Source organism: Lentzea aerocolonigenes (assembly GCF_000955955.1).
Classification (GTDB): Bacteria; Actinomycetota; Actinomycetes; order Mycobacteriales; family Pseudonocardiaceae; genus Lentzea; species Lentzea aerocolonigenes_A.
On the sequence record NZ_JYJG01000225.1, the window covers coordinates 24160 to 38204 of the forward strand.

Annotated in this window: 20 protein-coding genes; 13 read left to right on the forward strand and 7 right to left on the reverse strand. The window is 68.5% G+C overall.

Annotated elements, in window-relative coordinates:
- The first annotated feature begins 3 nt into the window (after nt 1-3).
- Nucleotides 4-888, forward strand: a complete 885-nt coding sequence (locus tag UK23_RS27535) for an ornithine cyclodeaminase family protein (protein ID WP_045314554.1) — start codon at nt 4-6, stop codon at nt 886-888.
- On the opposite strand, the gene UK23_RS27540 is transcribed toward UK23_RS27535, so the two are convergent.
- Nucleotides 879-1208 (reverse strand): cupin domain-containing protein, encoded by a 330-nt coding sequence (locus tag UK23_RS27540; RefSeq protein ID WP_045314555.1) that lies wholly within the window; start codon nt 1206-1208, stop codon nt 879-881. The genes UK23_RS27535 and UK23_RS27540 overlap by 10 nt on opposite strands.
- Nucleotides 1209-1688 carry a nitrilase-related carbon-nitrogen hydrolase gene (locus UK23_RS54000; RefSeq protein WP_330770307.1) on the reverse strand — a complete coding sequence of 160 codons (480 nt, stop codon included), beginning with the start codon at nt 1686-1688 and terminating at the stop codon, nt 1209-1211.
- On the opposite strand from UK23_RS54000, the gene UK23_RS54005 reads away from it, so the two are divergent.
- From UK23_RS54005 to UK23_RS27560, 3 genes are all read left to right on the forward strand, one after another.
- Nucleotides 1614-1799, forward strand: a complete 186-nt coding sequence (locus tag UK23_RS54005; RefSeq protein WP_231114701.1) for a DUF2848 family protein — start codon at nt 1614-1616, stop codon at nt 1797-1799. The two genes, UK23_RS54000 and UK23_RS54005, sit on opposite strands and share 75 nt — an antisense overlap.
- A 104-nt stretch (nt 1800-1903) precedes the next feature.
- A complete protein-coding gene (locus UK23_RS27555; RefSeq protein WP_045314556.1) occupies nt 1904-2500 on the forward strand; it encodes a dihydrofolate reductase family protein in 597 nt (198 codons plus the stop codon).
- Nucleotides 2478-2984, forward strand: coding sequence for a GNAT family N-acetyltransferase (locus UK23_RS27560; protein ID WP_045314557.1), 507 nt, complete (start codon nt 2478-2480; stop codon nt 2982-2984). Before UK23_RS27555 ends, UK23_RS27560 begins: the two co-directional genes overlap by 23 nt.
- Here UK23_RS27560 and UK23_RS27565 read toward each other — a convergent pair.
- Nucleotides 2981-4444: a multicopper oxidase family protein gene (locus UK23_RS27565; protein ID WP_045314558.1), complete on the reverse strand. Its 1464-nt coding sequence runs from the start codon at nt 4442-4444 to the stop codon at nt 2981-2983. The two genes, UK23_RS27560 and UK23_RS27565, sit on opposite strands and share 4 nt — an antisense overlap.
- Nucleotides 4445-4583: 139 nt before the next feature.
- Complete coding sequence (locus UK23_RS27570) at nt 4584-5240, reverse strand: SDR family oxidoreductase (protein WP_045314559.1); 657 nt, start codon at nt 5238-5240, stop codon at nt 4584-4586.
- 79 nt (nt 5241-5319) lie between these two features.
- On the opposite strand from UK23_RS27570, the gene UK23_RS27575 reads away from it, so the two are divergent.
- A complete protein-coding gene (locus UK23_RS27575; RefSeq protein ID WP_045314560.1) occupies nt 5320-5748 on the forward strand; it encodes a winged helix-turn-helix transcriptional regulator in 429 nt (142 codons plus the stop codon).
- 10 nt (nt 5749-5758) lie between these two features.
- Nucleotides 5759-6004: a hypothetical protein gene (locus UK23_RS27580; protein WP_045314561.1), complete on the forward strand. Its 246-nt coding sequence runs from the start codon at nt 5759-5761 to the stop codon at nt 6002-6004.
- Here UK23_RS27580 and UK23_RS27585 read toward each other — a convergent pair.
- The gene (locus UK23_RS27585; RefSeq protein WP_045314562.1) at nt 5979-6437 is read right to left on the reverse strand and encodes a DUF1801 domain-containing protein; all 459 of its coding nucleotides are present in this window, start codon (nt 6435-6437) and stop codon (nt 5979-5981) included. The two genes, UK23_RS27580 and UK23_RS27585, sit on opposite strands and share 26 nt — an antisense overlap.
- 76 nt (nt 6438-6513) lie before the next feature.
- Here UK23_RS27585 and UK23_RS27590 point away from each other — a divergent pair, with 76 nt between their 5' ends.
- From UK23_RS27590 to UK23_RS27600, 3 genes are all read left to right on the forward strand, one after another.
- The gene (locus UK23_RS27590; protein ID WP_231114703.1) at nt 6514-7329 is read left to right on the forward strand and encodes a 3-methyladenine DNA glycosylase; all 816 of its coding nucleotides are present in this window, start codon (nt 6514-6516) and stop codon (nt 7327-7329) included.
- Nucleotides 7330-7392: 63 nt separating this feature from the next.
- Nucleotides 7393-9099: a substrate-binding domain-containing protein gene (locus UK23_RS27595; RefSeq protein WP_045314564.1), complete on the forward strand. Its 1707-nt coding sequence runs from the start codon at nt 7393-7395 to the stop codon at nt 9097-9099.
- Nucleotides 9100-9238: 139 nt separating this feature from the next.
- The gene (locus UK23_RS27600; protein ID WP_045314565.1) at nt 9239-10387 is read left to right on the forward strand and encodes a glycosyltransferase; all 1149 of its coding nucleotides are present in this window, start codon (nt 9239-9241) and stop codon (nt 10385-10387) included.
- Here UK23_RS27600 and UK23_RS27605 read toward each other — a convergent pair.
- Nucleotides 10374-11186 carry an aldo/keto reductase gene (locus UK23_RS27605; RefSeq protein ID WP_045314566.1) on the reverse strand — a complete coding sequence of 271 codons (813 nt, stop codon included), beginning with the start codon at nt 11184-11186 and terminating at the stop codon, nt 10374-10376. The genes UK23_RS27600 and UK23_RS27605 overlap by 14 nt on opposite strands.
- Nucleotides 11174-12145 (reverse strand): helix-turn-helix transcriptional regulator, encoded by a 972-nt coding sequence (locus tag UK23_RS27610; RefSeq protein ID WP_045314567.1) that lies wholly within the window; start codon nt 12143-12145, stop codon nt 11174-11176. Before UK23_RS27610 ends, UK23_RS27605 begins: the two co-directional genes overlap by 13 nt.
- 49 nt (nt 12146-12194) lie before the next feature.
- Here UK23_RS27610 and UK23_RS27615 point away from each other — a divergent pair, with 49 nt between their 5' ends.
- The 4 genes from UK23_RS27615 to UK23_RS27630 are packed head-to-tail and all read left to right on the forward strand — an operon-like array spanning nt 12195 to nt 14028.
- Nucleotides 12195-12572 (forward strand): DUF3224 domain-containing protein, encoded by a 378-nt coding sequence (locus UK23_RS27615; RefSeq protein ID WP_052685113.1) that lies wholly within the window; start codon nt 12195-12197, stop codon nt 12570-12572.
- Nucleotides 12573-12574: 2 nt separating this feature from the next.
- Nucleotides 12575-13234, forward strand: coding sequence for a maleylpyruvate isomerase family mycothiol-dependent enzyme (locus tag UK23_RS27620; RefSeq protein ID WP_045314568.1), 660 nt, complete (start codon nt 12575-12577; stop codon nt 13232-13234).
- Entirely contained in the window at nt 13227-13832 is a 606-nt protein-coding gene (locus tag UK23_RS27625; protein WP_045314569.1) for a class I SAM-dependent DNA methyltransferase, read from the forward strand. Before UK23_RS27620 ends, UK23_RS27625 begins: the two co-directional genes overlap by 8 nt.
- A gap of 4 nt (nt 13833-13836) precedes the next feature.
- Nucleotides 13837-14028: a hypothetical protein gene (locus tag UK23_RS27630; protein ID WP_156213431.1), complete on the forward strand. Its 192-nt coding sequence runs from the start codon at nt 13837-13839 to the stop codon at nt 14026-14028.
- The last annotated feature ends 17 nt before the right edge of the window (nt 14029-14045 follow it).

Sequence of the window (14045 nt, forward strand, 5' to 3'; positions counted from 1 at the left end):
GGCATGACGATCGTGGTGGGTGCAGGGGACGCCGAGGTCGACCTGCCTCGTCTGGCCGACGAGCTGGCGAACGCACTCCGGGCCGGGCCGACGGCTCCCGGTCAGCGGGTGCGTGCGCAGGTGACCCCGGACGTGACGGCCATGGTCCTGGTACCGGGCCTGGCGGCGGGCATCCCCGCCTACACGGTGAAGGTGCACGCCAAGAACCCGAACCGCTCCCCCGCCATCACCGGCGTCATCTGCCTGCACGACCTGGCGACCGGTGACCTGCTGGCCCTGATCGACAGCGCCCCGCTCACCGCCCTGCGCACCGGGCTGGGCGGGGCGTTGGGCGCGCACCTGCTGGCACGTCCGGAAGCCCGCGCGGTCACCGTGATCGGGGCCGGTGCCCAGGGCCGTGCACAGCTGGAGGCCCTGGCGGCACTGCGGCCGATCGACTCGGTCCAGGTGCGGGACACGAACCCTGCCGCCGCTTCGAGTTTCGCCGCCTGGGCGTCAGGACGGGGGATCCGGACGGCAGACGCACCTGACGGCGAGATCGTCCTGATGGCCACGTGGTCGCGCGAGCCTGTGCTGCACCACGTCCCAGCCGGCACTCACATCACGAGCCTCGGCGCGGACGAGCCCGGCAAGGCCGAGCTGGCCTCCGAGTTGCTGGCGGAGGCGCTGGTCGTGGTGGACGATCCCGGGCTCGCGCACGTGGAGGCGGACACGACGATCGGCGCGGTGCTGCGGGGTGAACATCCTGGACGGACGCACGCGGACCAGGTCACCGTGTACAGCCCGGCCGGGATGCCGATGCAGGACCTGGTGATCGCGTGGCACGTGTACCGGAACGCGTGCCGGAAGTCGCCGGCCGTGTTCGACATCGGGGCGAGTCAGCGGTGATCCGTGCGGATTTCCAGCATGACGCAGCCCTTGTCCGTCCGGTATGGACCGTGGGGCATGCCTGGGCGACGGCTGGCGAAGTGGCCGGGGCCGAACGTTTTGCCCAGCGTCAGGTCGGTCAGGTCGCCCTCCAGGAGGTAGACCTCCTCGTGGTAGTCGTGGCGGATCACGTCTGAGGTCTCCAGGCCCGGTTGCCAGCGCGCGATTCTCGTCAGGGTCGCGGATTCCGGGTCGCGGCTGAGGATTCGCTCGGCCACGCCGGGGCCGGCCGGGCTCCAGTCGAGAGCGTCGACCGGGAAGAACTCGTGTTCCTCGCGCATCTAGAGCCTCCGGTTGGCCAGGACCGGGAGCATCGCGCGGGCCTCGTCGACCAGCGGAATGTCCACATCGGACAGGATTGTGCCCGGTGCGCCGTCGAGTTGCCGGCGGACGGTGCCGAGCGGGTCGATCACGGCGCTGCGGCCGATTCCCGTTGGGGCGGAACCGTGGTCGGCATCCGGATCGGCCTGGCCGCAGGCGAGGACCCAGGAGGTCGCGTCCAGGGCTCGGGCGCGGGTCAGCAGGTCCCACTGGTCGGCTTTGCCCGGGCCCGCACCCCAGGAGGCGCCGAGCAGGATGACCGGGGCGGTGTCGGCGAGAGCGCGGAAGAGTTCCGGGAAGCGGACGTCGTAGCAGGTGGCCAGGCCGAAGGCACCCTCACCGAGCTGCTCACCCCGCAGTACTGGGTGGACCAGCTGCGCGAACTGGGCCTGCTCAAGCCCGGCACCGTCCTGCTGTCCGGCACCATCCCGATGCACCACGGCGTGGAGCAGTTCGCGTCGAAGTGGCACGTCGAGCTGCGCGACCCCGCCACCGGTGATGTCCTCGACTGCGGGTACGAGGTGACCCTGCTGCCGGACCCGATCGGCTGAAAGCTGTGCCTTCTGTCCAGGGCCGGTATGTGCCCGGCAAGCCCTGTCGAAATCCGTGTCGCCTGGTTCGACCTATGGGTGACGGACACACACAGGAGGCAGCAATGGGCAAGGTCTACGCAGGCGCCAGCACGTCGATCGACGGCTACATCTCCGGCCCCGACCAGTCGGGCTTCGACCAGCTGTTCCGCTGGCACACCACGGGAGACGTGGAGGTCCCGGCGCCGACCGGGGCGCACACGTTCAAGCTGACGCCCGGCAGCGCCGCCTATCTCAGCGCGTACATCGAAGGCGCCGGCGCGCTCGTCGTCGGCCGCAAGCTCTACGACCACACGAACGGCTGGGGCGGCCAACACCCGTTGGGCGTGCACACCGTCGTGCTCACTCATCGGCCGTTGGAGAACACCGAGCACTTCTCGTTCGTCAGCGGCGGCATCGAGGAAGCCGTCGCGGTGGCGCAGAAGCACGCCGCGGACAAGACCGTCGGGCTCAACGGCGGCGAGATCGCCCGACAGGCGATCGACGCCGGCCTGGTCGACGAGATCTGGCTCGACCTGGTGCCGGTGGTGCTCGGCGGGGGCACGCCGTTCTTCGCGCCGGGCAAGCGTTTCGCCCTGGAGGGGCCGCTCTCGGTGATCGAGGGCGTCGGCGTCACGCACCTGCGCTACAAAGTGAACTATGGAGCTTCGGAAGCTGAGTGAGGCCGACGCGGCGGAGTTGCTGCGGGTCGTTCGGGAGTCGCTCGCGCACCTGCGGCCGTGGATGCCGTGGGCGCACGTCGACTACGACGCGGAGGCCGCCGCCGGGTTCCTCGTCATGGCGGTGAGCACCTGGGAGCGCGGGACGATGTTCCACCACGCGATCACCGTCGACGGCGCGATCGCCGGTGTGATCACCGCGGACCGCACGGATCACGACCTCGTGGAGATCGGCTACTGGCTGCATCCCGCGCACACCGGACGTGGTCTGGCCACGAAAGCGGCCGCGGAACTGGTCGAGTTCGCGTTCCGGCTCGACGGGGTGCGCAGGGTCCAGATCTGGCACGACGCGGCCAACCTCGCGAGCAGCGGTGTGCCGCGGCGCCTCGGGTTCACCGAGATCGACCGCCGCACACCGCCGCGCGAGCCCGCGATCGGCAACCGCGTCGGGGTGGACGTGGTGTGGGAGCTGAAAAAGCAGGACTAGGGGACGATTTCGAGCTGCGCCATCATGCCGATCCACGAGTGTTCGAGGAAGTGGCAGTGGTAGACGTAGCGGCCGGTGTAGCCGGTGAACGTGGCCTGCACCTTCACCGTCTCACCGGCGGTGATCGGGATCGTGTCCTTGAGGCCCGCGTCGCCGGGCAGTGGCGGGCCGCCGTTGCGCTCCAGCACGCGGAACTGGACCAGGTGCAGGTGGAAGTTGTGCTTGACGCCGGTCGGGTCGGAGCTCTTGATCAGCCACGTCTCGGTGGTGCCGCGTTTGATCGTGAAGTCGACGCGGTCCATGTCGAAGACCTTGCCGTTGATCGTGCCGTCCGGGCGGTCGTTGGGCTTGAAGAAGAACGCCAGGTCGACCACGCGGTCCACGGTGGAGTAGGGCATCGCGGGCAACGGGCGCAGCTTGGCGGGCACGCGGCTGGAGTCCGAGGCTCGGCGGACCACGTCGAAGCGGAGGATCTCGCCTGCCACTGAGTCGGTGAGCACGACGTGCGATCCCACCGGGTGCTTGGAGAAGTCGATGACGATGTCGGAGCGTTCGGCCGAGGAGAGGACGAGTTCGTCCTGTTCCAGCGTGCCGGCGAGCAGACCGCCGTCGGACCCGATGCGGGTGAACTTGTCGCCGGACAGCTTGAGGTGGAAGACGCGCTGGTTGGCGGAGTTGACCAGGCGGAACCGGTACTTGCGGGCGGCGACCTCGAAGTAGGGCTGCGGGACGCCGTTGGCGAGCACCACCGTGCGCTTGGACGGGTCGTCGAAGACCACGATGTTGCCGCTGTCGTCGAACTGGATGTCGCGCAACAGGATCGGGACGTCGTAGGCGCCGGACGGCAGGTTCAGCGCGCGTTCGGAGTCGTCCTCGATCACGTAGGCGCCGTGCAGTCCCAAGTAGACGTGCGCGGCTTCGGTGCCGTGACTGTGGTCGTGGTACCAGAGGGTCGTGCCCTGCTGGGAGTTCGGGTAGAGGTAGAGGCGGGTGCGGCCGGGTTCGATGACGTCCTTCGGGTGGCCGTCGTGCTCGGGTGCGACATGGCCGCCGTGCAGGTGGACGTTGGCGGCCTCGTCCAGCTCGTTGTGGAACATGATCAGCGTCTTGCGGCCTGTCTTCGCCCTGATCGTCGGGCCGACGAACTGACCGCCGAAGCCCATGACCGGCGACTTCAGGCCTGGCAGGATCTCCGCTGTCGTTCTTTCGATCGAGAGCTGGTAGATCTCCTGCTTCGCCGTGGACACCACCGGTTTGAGCACGGGTGGCACGGGCATCGCGCGTGTCCACGGCACTATCTCCGGTTTTGTGCCGGTGAAGGTCTTCGACTCCACGAACGCCTTCGCGTGCTCGCTGTGCGTCGAGTCCTCGTGCCCCTCGGCAGGCGCGAGCAGTTGCGGCACACCGAGAACTCCGGCCGCGACGCCTCCCGCGGCGAGCACACTTCGTCTGTTGAGCATCGCTGTTCCCCTAAGCGCCCCAGGCGGATGCGAGCGTGAGAACGCTTCCGCGGCGGTTGGATGCGGCGGAAACCTACGCCGGGCGCTCGGGGGGAACACCTAGTTCCGAGATGGCCTCATATGTGCAGAGGAGACCGTCTCAAGAGGCCAGTGCGGCCTTCACCGAACGAGTGCGCTCGTCCGCGAGCACTTCGTCATCACCGTTCTCAATCGCTTGCAGCACTTGGGAAACGACGTCCTCCGGCGAGATCTTGGGTGCGTCGACGATCGACGCCATGTCCGTGTCGATGAACCCCGCGTGCACGGCGATGACCTGAGTTCCCTGCTCCCGCAACGCTTCCCGCGTCGAGTTCGTCAGCGACCAGCCGGCCGACTTGGACGCCGCGTAACCGCGGAAGGCCGGGCGGCCGATGAACGACAGGACGCTCAGCACGTTGACGATCGCGCCGCCGCCATTGGCTTTCAGAATGGGTGCGAACGCGTCGGTCGTGCGGACGATCCCGAAGAAGTTGACCTCGAATTCTGCCCGGATGCTGTCAACGTCCTCGCCCGCGAGGAGCACGCCGGCGTTGTTGATGACGATCGAGACGTCACCGAGCTGCTTGGCCGCGGCTTGCACCGACGCGTCGTCGGTCACGTCGAGCTGGACCGGGATGACGCCTTCGTCCACAACGGACGCCGGGTTGCGCGCCCCGGCGTAGACCTTCGCGCCCCTCTTCGCGAGCTCCTGGGCGAACGCCCGGCCAAGCCCGCGGTTGGCGCCGGTGACTAACACGGTCGCAGTGCCGAAGTCCATCGCTACCTCCTAAGTTGGCTTTCCCAACTCACGTTAGCGCGGTGAGTTTGATTTGCCAACTCACTGATACGATGGTCACATGACCCCTCGAAGCTGTTCGATCGCGAACGCGCTGGAGGTCGTCGGCGAACGCTGGTCGCTGCTGGCGTTGCGCGAGGTCTTCTTCGGCAACACCCGGTTCGACCAGATCGCCGCGAACACCGGCGCCTCCCGCGACGTGCTGGCCGCGCGGCTGAAGAAGCTGGTCAGCGCTGGCGTGCTGGAGAAGGTGCAGTACTCGTCGCACCCGCCGCGGCACGAGTACCACCTGACCGATTCGGGCCGCGCTCTCCACAACGTGCTGCTGATGCTCAGGGAGTGGGGCGATCAGTACGTGACCGAGGGGCCGCCCCCGCAGGTGTTCCAGCACTCTTGCGGCCACGTGCTGCACCCACGCGTCGTGTGCGCGCATTGCGGCGAGGAAGTGTCGCCGGAGTCGCTCACCCGCGCTGCTCAGCCGACCCACTAGGTTGTGCAGCATGAGCGAGGACGACGAGGACGAGTTCGCCGAGGACGACGACTTCGAGGACGAGGAAGACGCCGACGACCTCTTCGCCGTCACCCCTGAGCCGCGCACGGTGTGTCACCTGTGCGGAGGGGCGAGCTACATCGCGGCGCCCACGCTCGCGATCATCGGGGGCGCGCCGCGGACCGTGGACAACGGGCGGGAGTGCCCGCACTGCAGCGGCGCGCGGACGTTCAACGGGCTCGTACCGCCGCTTTAGCCCTGCTCTCCTCGTGCCAGTCGAGGAACTGCGGGACCTGCAGGCGTGCCACCTCGTCGGCGATGACGTCGAGGGCCAGGTCCGCGGAGCGCTTGAAGCGGACGCAGGCCTTGCCCATGTCGAGCTTCTTGCCGGTGGCGGCCCACCTGGTGCGGAACGACTCCTCGAACTCCTCCATCACCGTGGTCAGGTAGACGGCGTAGTAGTTCTTCTGGGCCGCGAGGGCGGCGTACATGAGCGGCTTCTTGTTGTACGTCGGGCCGCTCACCTCCAGCGGCACGGCGTAGGTGATCAGGCCCCAGTCCATTTGCTCGACGTAACCGTCGGGCAGGTTGGCGAGAATGACGTCGCGCACAGCGCTGACCTCGGCACGCCGCTCATCAGGCAGTTCGGCCAGGTACTCCTCGACCGTGGAGGCATCGCTCTTCGCCATGCGCGTACGGTAATCGCTCGTGGAGGTCCTGGAACGAGCCGAATGGCATGAATTGCGCGAGGCGCACATCGCGCGCATGCGCCGGTTCACCGGGCCGCACCAGGAGCGGAAGCTTCGCAAAGAGAAGCACCCCGTCATGGACTTCCTCTTCACGTACTACAGCCATCGGCCCGTGCGGCTCGAACGGTGGCATCCAGGGCCGGGTGTCGTGCTCGAGGACGCTGCCGAGTACCTGGAGTTTCCGCACTACAAGGCCACGGTGGACGGCGTCACGCTCGACGTGGAGAGCTTCACCCGGCAGCGCGAGAAGACGCTGGAGTTCGTCGAAGCCCTGCTCACGGCGACGCTGAGCAGGCCGGCGCGGCTCGGGTGCTTCGGGTTGCACGAGTGGGCGATGGTCTACCGGCAGCAGCCTGAGGAGGTCAGGCACAACGCGTGGCCGCTGCGGCTCGGCAGCGACGGGACGGACGCCGTGGTGGAGGCGAGCCGGATCCAGTGCGGGCACTTCGACGCCTTCAGGTTCTTCACGCAGCCCGCGCGGCCTCGCAACACCCTGCAGCCCACGCGGGAGGAGCAGGTCGCGAACGAGCAGCCGGGGTGCCTGCACGCGAACATGGACCTGTTCAAGTGGGCGTACAAGCTGGAGCCCGCGACGCCGTCGGACCTGGTCGCCGACTGCTTCGAACTGGCCGCTGACGTGCGCGAACTCGACATGCAGGCCTCTCCGTACGACCTGGCAGGGCTGGGGTACTCACCGGTGCCGATCGAGACCCCCGACGGGCGGGCGGAGTACGTTCGGAGGCAGGCCGCGTTCGCTGAGCGGGCGCGGTCGTTGCGAGAACGGCTCGTGTTCGTTTGCCAGTCGATACATGCAGTGACTTCACTTCGCTGACGAAGTTCACCTGTTAGCGTGATTGGCGGTCGTCGGGGGCCGCTGAGTAGTTGTGAGGGATCGATGTCTCGACACCGCGCGCTGCGGGCGAGGGTGCGGCGCGGGATCGCCAAGTGGCCCGTGCTCATCGTCGTGTTCGTCGTGCTGATCAGCCTCGGCTGGCTCGCTTGGTCGTGGGCCGGCGGTGTGCTCGACAGTCGTGCCAGGGCGTTGGCGCAGAACTGCAGCGAGGGCAACTCGGTGCTGCGCGTCGCGGCGACGCCGAGCGTTGCCGAGTCCGTGGCTGATGTCGCGCGCGCATGGAGCGCCACGCGGCCCGTTGTGTACGACCACTGCATCGCCGTCGAGGTCACCTCTGCGGACTCGTCCGCGGTGCTGGAGGGGCTCACGACGTCGTGGGACTCGGGGAAGCTCGGCGGGCGGCCGCACGCGTGGCTGCCCGACTCGACGTTGTGGGCGAACCGGCTGACCGCGTTGAACGCGAAGCTCGTCGGGGCGGCGCCGAAGTCCGTCGGCACCTCGCCGATGCTGCTCGCGGCGCCCGAGGCGGCCGCGCCCGTGCTGAAGGACTTCCGCTGGTCGGACCTGCCGGAGGTGACGGACTGGAGCAAGTTCGGCCAGTCGTGGGGACGGTTCAGCGTCGCCATGCCGGATCCGGCCGCGAACACGGCTTCCGCGCTGGCGATCCAGTCCGCTCTGGCGGGCGGCAAGGGGCCGGTGACGGCTGCGTCGCTCGGATCCGAGGCGTCGAAGGCGGCGTTGTCGAAGCTCGCCGCCGCCGTACCGCCGGAAGTGCCGGGGACGACGCGGGAGGCGTTGGCGCGCCTGGGAGACAGCGCGACGGTGAACGCGGCGGGCTTCAGCGTCACGCCGGTGTCCGAAGTGGACCTCTACAAGCACAACACCGGCAAGGAAGCGCCGTCGAAGCCGCTCGTGGGCGTGCTCCCGGTCGGACCGACGCCGGTGGCGGACTTCCCGTACATCGCCTTGGGCGGCCCTGAGGTCGGCGAGGCGGAAGTGCGTGCGGCGCAGGCGTTCCGCGAGTTCATGACGGACCCGGCGCAGGAGAAGATCCTGGCTGCCGGTGGTTTGCGGGTCTCGTCCACTCAGGACCGTCCGTCGCCCTCCCCCGGTGTGTCGTGGGCCGCGGTCACCGAGAACCTGGTGGCGGCCGACGCGGTGACGACGCAGCAGATCTCGTCGGCGTGGGCTTCCGCGGACCGCGGCGGGCAGGTCGTGACGGTGCTCGCGGACGTGTCGACGTCGATGAAACCCCGGCTGGACAAGGTGAAGGCCGCGTTGCGCGGCCAGGTCGACAGATCGGTGTCCGGGTCGTTCGGGCTCTGGGAGTTCGCGCGCGACCTGGACGGTTCCAAGCCCTACAAGCAGCTCGTCGGCACCGGGCCGGTGGCGGAGAAGCGCGAGGGGCTGCGCAAGTCGATCGACGGGCTCAAGACGTCTGACGGCTCGCAGCTCTACACCTCGCTGGCGGCCTGCTACGAGACGGCGCACGACGGGTTCGTGGCCGGGCGGGTCAACCGGGTCGTGGTGATCACCGACGGTGCCTCGGACGGCGGGATCGACCTGGCGACGCTGAAGAGCCGGCTGCACGGCAAGGACCTGGCGGTCAGCTTCATCGCGATCGGCTCCGAGGTCGACAAGGACGCGCTGAACGACATCGCGCAGACGACCGGCGGCTCGGTGTCCGTGGTGGAGAACCCGGACGGAGTCGACGCGGCGCTCGGACAGGTGCTGTCGACGAAGGCCTGAGGGCTGTCAGACCCGCACCCTAGAATTGAAACTGGGGGAACCCGGCCAGAGTCGTGTGTGTGGTGCGCGGCCATAGGGGAACCACGCTGCAGTGGCCGCGCAGGGGAACCACGTGGCAACGCGGGTCGTTGCTTCTTGCATGGGGGAACGCATCTTGGTGGCGTCGATGCCCTTCGCGGGGCACGTGGGCGCGATGGCGGCGGTGTCGCACGAACTCGTCCAGCGCGGCCACCACGTCATCGCGTACACCGGCGCCAAGTACCGGCACAGGTTCGAGGGCGCCGAGCACCTGCCCTGGACGAAGGACTTCGACGACGCCGAGCTCAACAAGACCTTTCCGGCCATCGGTGACGGCAAGGGCGTCAAAGCGAACTTCGCGAACATCCGCGACGTGCTGGTCGGAACCGGTGCGGCACAGGCGAAAGACGTCCTGGAAGCAGAGTTCGACCTGGTGGTCACGGATCATCTGGCGTTCGGGGCCGCGATGGCCGCGGAAACGAGGAACGTGCCGTGGGCGACGGTCGCGGTGACGCCGCTGGTCGCCAGCCGCCCGCTGGTGCGAGCCGTGTCGGGGCTGATCGCCGACGGGATGTTCAACCGCATGCGCGCGGAAGTGGGCCTGGCGCCGAAGAAAGGCGCGCTGGAGGCCTTCTACTCGCCGGAACTCCTGCTGGCACAAGGCACAGGAGAGCTGGAGACCGTTCAACCTCCACCCCAGACGCAGTTCGTCGGGCGGTTGATCGGCGCCACCACCAGAAGCGATGTTCCCGACTGGTGGCCGGAACTGGACGGCAGGACTGTCGTGCACGTGACGCAGGGGACGCTGGAGACCGGCGCGGACGACCTGCTCAAGCCCGCGATGAAGGCGCTGGAAGAGCACGACGCCCTGGTCGTCGTCACGACCGGAGGCGCGCCGGCAGAAACCTTGGGGACGTTGCCGGACAACGTGCGTGCGGCCGAGTTCATCCCGCACGACCTGCTGCTGCCGCGAACCGACGTGATGATCACCAACGGCGGGTGGGGCGGCGTGCTGGCGGCGCTGGAGGCGGGCGTGCCGATGGTCGTCGTGCCGGGACAGCTGGACAAGGCGCAGGTGGCCAAGCGCGTGGCACGAGCAGGAGCCGCAGTCACACGACGAAACCCGACGAAGCTCCGGGAAGCCGTCGATCAGGTGCTGGAGGAGCCGCGCCACCGAGAGCGCGCCCAGGAGCTGGGGCGGCAGATCAAGGCGGCCGGTGGCGCGGCGAAAGCGGCGGACCGAGTAGAGGAACTGCTCAAGCGGCGTTGAAGCGGTCGGGATCGGGGCCGGTGCGGGTGCCGTTGTCGAGCTCGGCGATCACGGTCATGTCGTCCTGTGCCAGCTCGAAGTCGAAGATGTCGATGTTCTCCTTGATCCGGTACGGCGTGACGGACTTCGGGATCACCACGTTGCCGAGCTGGACGTGCCAGCGCAGCACGATCTGAGCCGGGGTCTTGGCGTACTTCTCGGCGAGCGCGGTGATGTCGGAATCACGCAGCAGAGCGCCCTGGGCCAGCGGCGACCACGCCTCGGTGACGATCTTGTGTGCACTGTGGACCTTGCGCATCTCGTCCTGCTGCAGCAACGGGTGCAGCTCGATCTGGTTCACCGCCGGAACCGTCGGGAACTCGTCGAGCAGCCTCTGCAGGTGGCGCTGCTGGAAGTTCGAGACGCCGATCGCCCGGACCCGGCCGTCGGCGTAGAGCTGCTCCAGAGCACGCCACGTCTCCGCGTACAGGTCGCGGGACGGTACGGGCCAGTGGATGAGGTAGAGGTCGAGCACGTCACGTCGCAACCTCGACATGCTCGCGTCGAACGCGCGCAGCGTCGAGTCGTAGCCCTGGTCGGAGTTCCACAGCTTGGTCGTGACGAACAGGTCGGGGACGCCGGCGATCGCGTCGCCGACCCCGGTCTCGTTGTGGTAGGCGGCCGCCGTGTCGATGCTGCGGTAGCCGGCTTCGATCGCGGTCGTGACCGCACCGGCCACCTGGTCCTCCGGCACCTGGAAGACGCCGAAGCCGAGTTGAGGGATCCGTACTCCGTTGTTCAACGAGATCAGCGGAACCATGCGGGTAGCTTCGCATCGTTGTAGACGTCGTGCATCGCCTTGATTGCGGCCATGATTTCGCGTCTCAACTCGTTTGGAGCGATCACCTCGACGTCGGCGCCGAATTTGAGCAGGTCAGGCAGTGCGTGCCGAGTGGACTCGGTCGGGAAACCGAACTCCTCGCCTGGCGCCGGCGCAAGCTGTCTGATCACACGCGCCTGGTAGCCGCGGAGCAGGTACTGGGACTTGTCGAGGCCTGCCCGGGTCATGCGGACCGTGATGCGCTCGCCGTACATGCGCGCCTCGAACTCCTCGGACCACTCGGCCCAGAACTGAGCCAGGTCGAAGTCGCGCGGCCGCTCGAAGGTGTCACCCGAAGCGTGCAGTTCCTGGACTCGCGAGACGCGGTAGGTGCGGCCGCTGCCGACGAAGTACCAGGTGCCCGCCTTCAGAACGAGTCCGTACGGCTCGACCTCGCGCTCGACCGTCTGGTTGCCCCAGCGCTGGTAGGTCATGCGCACGCGCCGCTGCTCCCAGACGGCGTCGGCGATCGTGGCGAGGTGCTCGGTGGGTTCGTCGCCGCGGAACCAGGTCGGGGTGTCGAGGTGGAAGCGCTGGCGGATCTGCTCGGCCCGCGACCTGAGCTCGGTCGGGAGCGCGGCCAGGAGCTTGAGCTGAGCGGCGGCGGCGAACTCCTTGAGGCCCAGCTCCTCGGCCGGTCCCGGGAGTCCGGCGAGGAACAACGACTGGGCTTCGGAGCTGGTCAGGCCGGTCAGCCGGGTGCGGTAGCCGTCGATCAGCTGGTAGCCGCCGGTCGGGCCGCGGTCGGCGTAGATCGGGATGCCGGCCGCACTCAACGCGTCGATGTCGCGGTAGATCGTGCGCGGCGAGACCTCCAGCTCGGCAGCCAGTTCGTCCGCGGTCATCCGGCCTCTCGACTGGAGGAGCAGGAGGACCTGGATGAGCCGGCTGGACTTCATGAGTTAAACCTGACACGAACTGTCAGGATCTGCCAGCAGAGTGGTCCACATGAAGGCAACCGGAACCATCGAAGTGAAGAGCTGGGACGAGAACACGTGGGACGGCCGCTCCTACAAGGAGGTCGAGGGGCGCAAGCTCACCGAGGCGCACGTCCAGTTCTCCTACGCCGGCGACGTAAGCGGAGTCGGGAACTGCCGCTACCTCATGTCGTACGGCGACGACGTGGCGTGGACGACCGCGCTGGAGGAGATCGTCGCGGACGGGGGCACCATCATCCTGCGGCACGTCGGCTCGTACCGGGCCGCCGTCGAGGGCACGATCGAGATCCTGGACGGCACCGGCGCGTACGCGGGGGCGAAAGGTGCGGCGACGGTCGACTGGGCGGAGGATGGCAGCGGCACCTACACCCTGGAGTACGAGGTCTGACGATGACCAACGCCCCCATCTACGACGCGACCAAACAGCGGATCACCGAGCTGGTCGACGGCGCGGACCCGCACACGCCCGTGGCGGCGACCCCGGGCTGGTCGGTCAAGGATGTCGTGGCGCATCTGGCCGGCGGTCTGCGTGATTTCGTGGACCGCCGGTTCGACGGCGTCGAGTCGGGCGAGTGGGGTGAGCGGCAGGTCCGCGACCGCCGCGACAACTCCCTCGACGACGCGTTCGCCGAGTGGGAGGCGAACCGCGCGCTGGCCGAGCCGCTGTTCGACACGCCCATGGGGTCCGTGCTGATCGCGGAGGTGGTGCAGCACGAGCACGACCTCCGCGCGGCAGTGGGAGTTCCGGGTGACCGTGACGGCGTCGCGGTCCGTGCGGCGTTGACGAAGCCGTTGCAGCAGCTGGATCAGCGGATGCGGGACAACGAGGTGCCGGCGTTGCGGATCACGCTGGAGCACGGCGACCGGGTGCTCGGGCACGGCGAGCCGGAGGGGACGTTGCGGACGACGTCGTTCGAGCTGATGCGGGCGATCGGCGGGCGGCGGTCCGCGGACCAGATCAAGGCGCTCGACTGGGACGGCGACCCGGACACCTGGATCGCCGCGCTGGCGTTGTTCGGACGGCACCGGCCGGAGCCGTTCAGTGAGTGACTGGCTCGCCGACACGCGGGACTCGTACGACACCGTCGCGGTCAGCTATGCCGACTACACGCGCGGGCTACTCGCCGAACTGCCGTACGTCCGGGCAGCACTGAGGTTGTTCGCGGAACAGGTGCGCGGACCCGTGGCGGACGTCGGCTGCGGGCCCGGGGAGGTCGCGGCGCTCCTGCACGGCCTCGGGGTGGACGTGACCGGGATCGACCTCTCCCCCGCGATGATCGAACTGGCGCGGCGCAACCACCCCGGGATCCGGTTCGAGGTCGGGTCGATGACCGAGCCGCTCGGCGTGAAGGTGGCCGGGATCCTCGCGTGGTGGTCGTTGATCCACATCCCGGACGACGAGGTGCCCGTGGTCCTCGGGCACTTCCACGAGGCGCTGCAGCCGGACGGGTTGCTGGTGCTCGGTTTCCACGTCGGTGACCGGACGAACCTGAAGACGCAGGGGTACGGCGGGCATCCGATGCGGGTGCACGTGCATCTGCGACGGCCCGAGCGGGTGGTGGAGTGGTTGCGGTCGGCGGGGTTCGCCGTCGAAGCCCAGTGGCTGCTGGGCACGGACGGAGCCGTCATCTTCGCGCGGCGCGGGTGAGACGATGGGGCCTGTGTCAGACGAGCAGACGTGTCAGCGGTGCGGCGAGCCCGTCGAACTGGACCGCGAGGACTTCGAACTGTTCGAGCGCATGCACCCCGAGTGCTTCCACTTCGCGTTCGAGCACGACCTGAACAAGCCAGGCCTCAGCGTCGACGAGGACTGCGGCGACCCCGCCTGCCCGGCCGCGAGCTAGATGGCTCTGTGGGCGTC

What these genes read in the sequence shown, in the direction of transcription:
- UK23_RS27535 (WP_045314554.1), top strand. Translation starts at nt 4, where the DNA reads ATGACGATCGTGGTGGGTGCAGGGGACGCCGAGGTCGACCTGCCTCGT.
- UK23_RS27540 (WP_045314555.1), bottom strand. Translation starts at nt 1,208, where the DNA reads ATGCGCGAGGAACACGAGTTCTTCCCGGTCGACGCTCTCGACTGGAGC.
- UK23_RS27555 (WP_045314556.1), top strand. Translation starts at nt 1,904, where the DNA reads ATGGGCAAGGTCTACGCAGGCGCCAGCACGTCGATCGACGGCTACATC.
- UK23_RS27560 (WP_045314557.1), top strand. Translation starts at nt 2,478, where the DNA reads ATGGAGCTTCGGAAGCTGAGTGAGGCCGACGCGGCGGAGTTGCTGCGG.
- UK23_RS27565 (WP_045314558.1), bottom strand. Translation starts at nt 4,444, where the DNA reads ATGCTCAACAGACGAAGTGTGCTCGCCGCGGGAGGCGTCGCGGCCGGA.
- UK23_RS27570 (WP_045314559.1), bottom strand. Translation starts at nt 5,240, where the DNA reads ATGGACTTCGGCACTGCGACCGTGTTAGTCACCGGCGCCAACCGCGGG.
- UK23_RS27575 (WP_045314560.1), top strand. Translation starts at nt 5,320, where the DNA reads ATGACCCCTCGAAGCTGTTCGATCGCGAACGCGCTGGAGGTCGTCGGC.
- UK23_RS27580 (WP_045314561.1), top strand. Translation starts at nt 5,759, where the DNA reads ATGAGCGAGGACGACGAGGACGAGTTCGCCGAGGACGACGACTTCGAG.
- UK23_RS27585 (WP_045314562.1), bottom strand. Translation starts at nt 6,437, where the DNA reads ATGGCGAAGAGCGATGCCTCCACGGTCGAGGAGTACCTGGCCGAACTG.
- UK23_RS27590 (WP_231114703.1), top strand. Translation starts at nt 6,514, where the DNA reads ATGCGCCGGTTCACCGGGCCGCACCAGGAGCGGAAGCTTCGCAAAGAG.
- UK23_RS27595 (WP_045314564.1), top strand. Translation starts at nt 7,393, where the DNA reads ATGTCTCGACACCGCGCGCTGCGGGCGAGGGTGCGGCGCGGGATCGCC.
- UK23_RS27600 (WP_045314565.1), top strand. Translation starts at nt 9,239, where the DNA reads ATGGGGGAACGCATCTTGGTGGCGTCGATGCCCTTCGCGGGGCACGTG.
- UK23_RS27605 (WP_045314566.1), bottom strand. Translation starts at nt 11,186, where the DNA reads ATGGTTCCGCTGATCTCGTTGAACAACGGAGTACGGATCCCTCAACTC.
- UK23_RS27610 (WP_045314567.1), bottom strand. Translation starts at nt 12,145, where the DNA reads ATGAAGTCCAGCCGGCTCATCCAGGTCCTCCTGCTCCTCCAGTCGAGA.
- UK23_RS27615 (WP_052685113.1), top strand. Translation starts at nt 12,195, where the DNA reads ATGAAGGCAACCGGAACCATCGAAGTGAAGAGCTGGGACGAGAACACG.
- UK23_RS27620 (WP_045314568.1), top strand. Translation starts at nt 12,575, where the DNA reads ATGACCAACGCCCCCATCTACGACGCGACCAAACAGCGGATCACCGAG.
- UK23_RS27630 (WP_156213431.1), top strand. Translation starts at nt 13,837, where the DNA reads ATGGGGCCTGTGTCAGACGAGCAGACGTGTCAGCGGTGCGGCGAGCCC.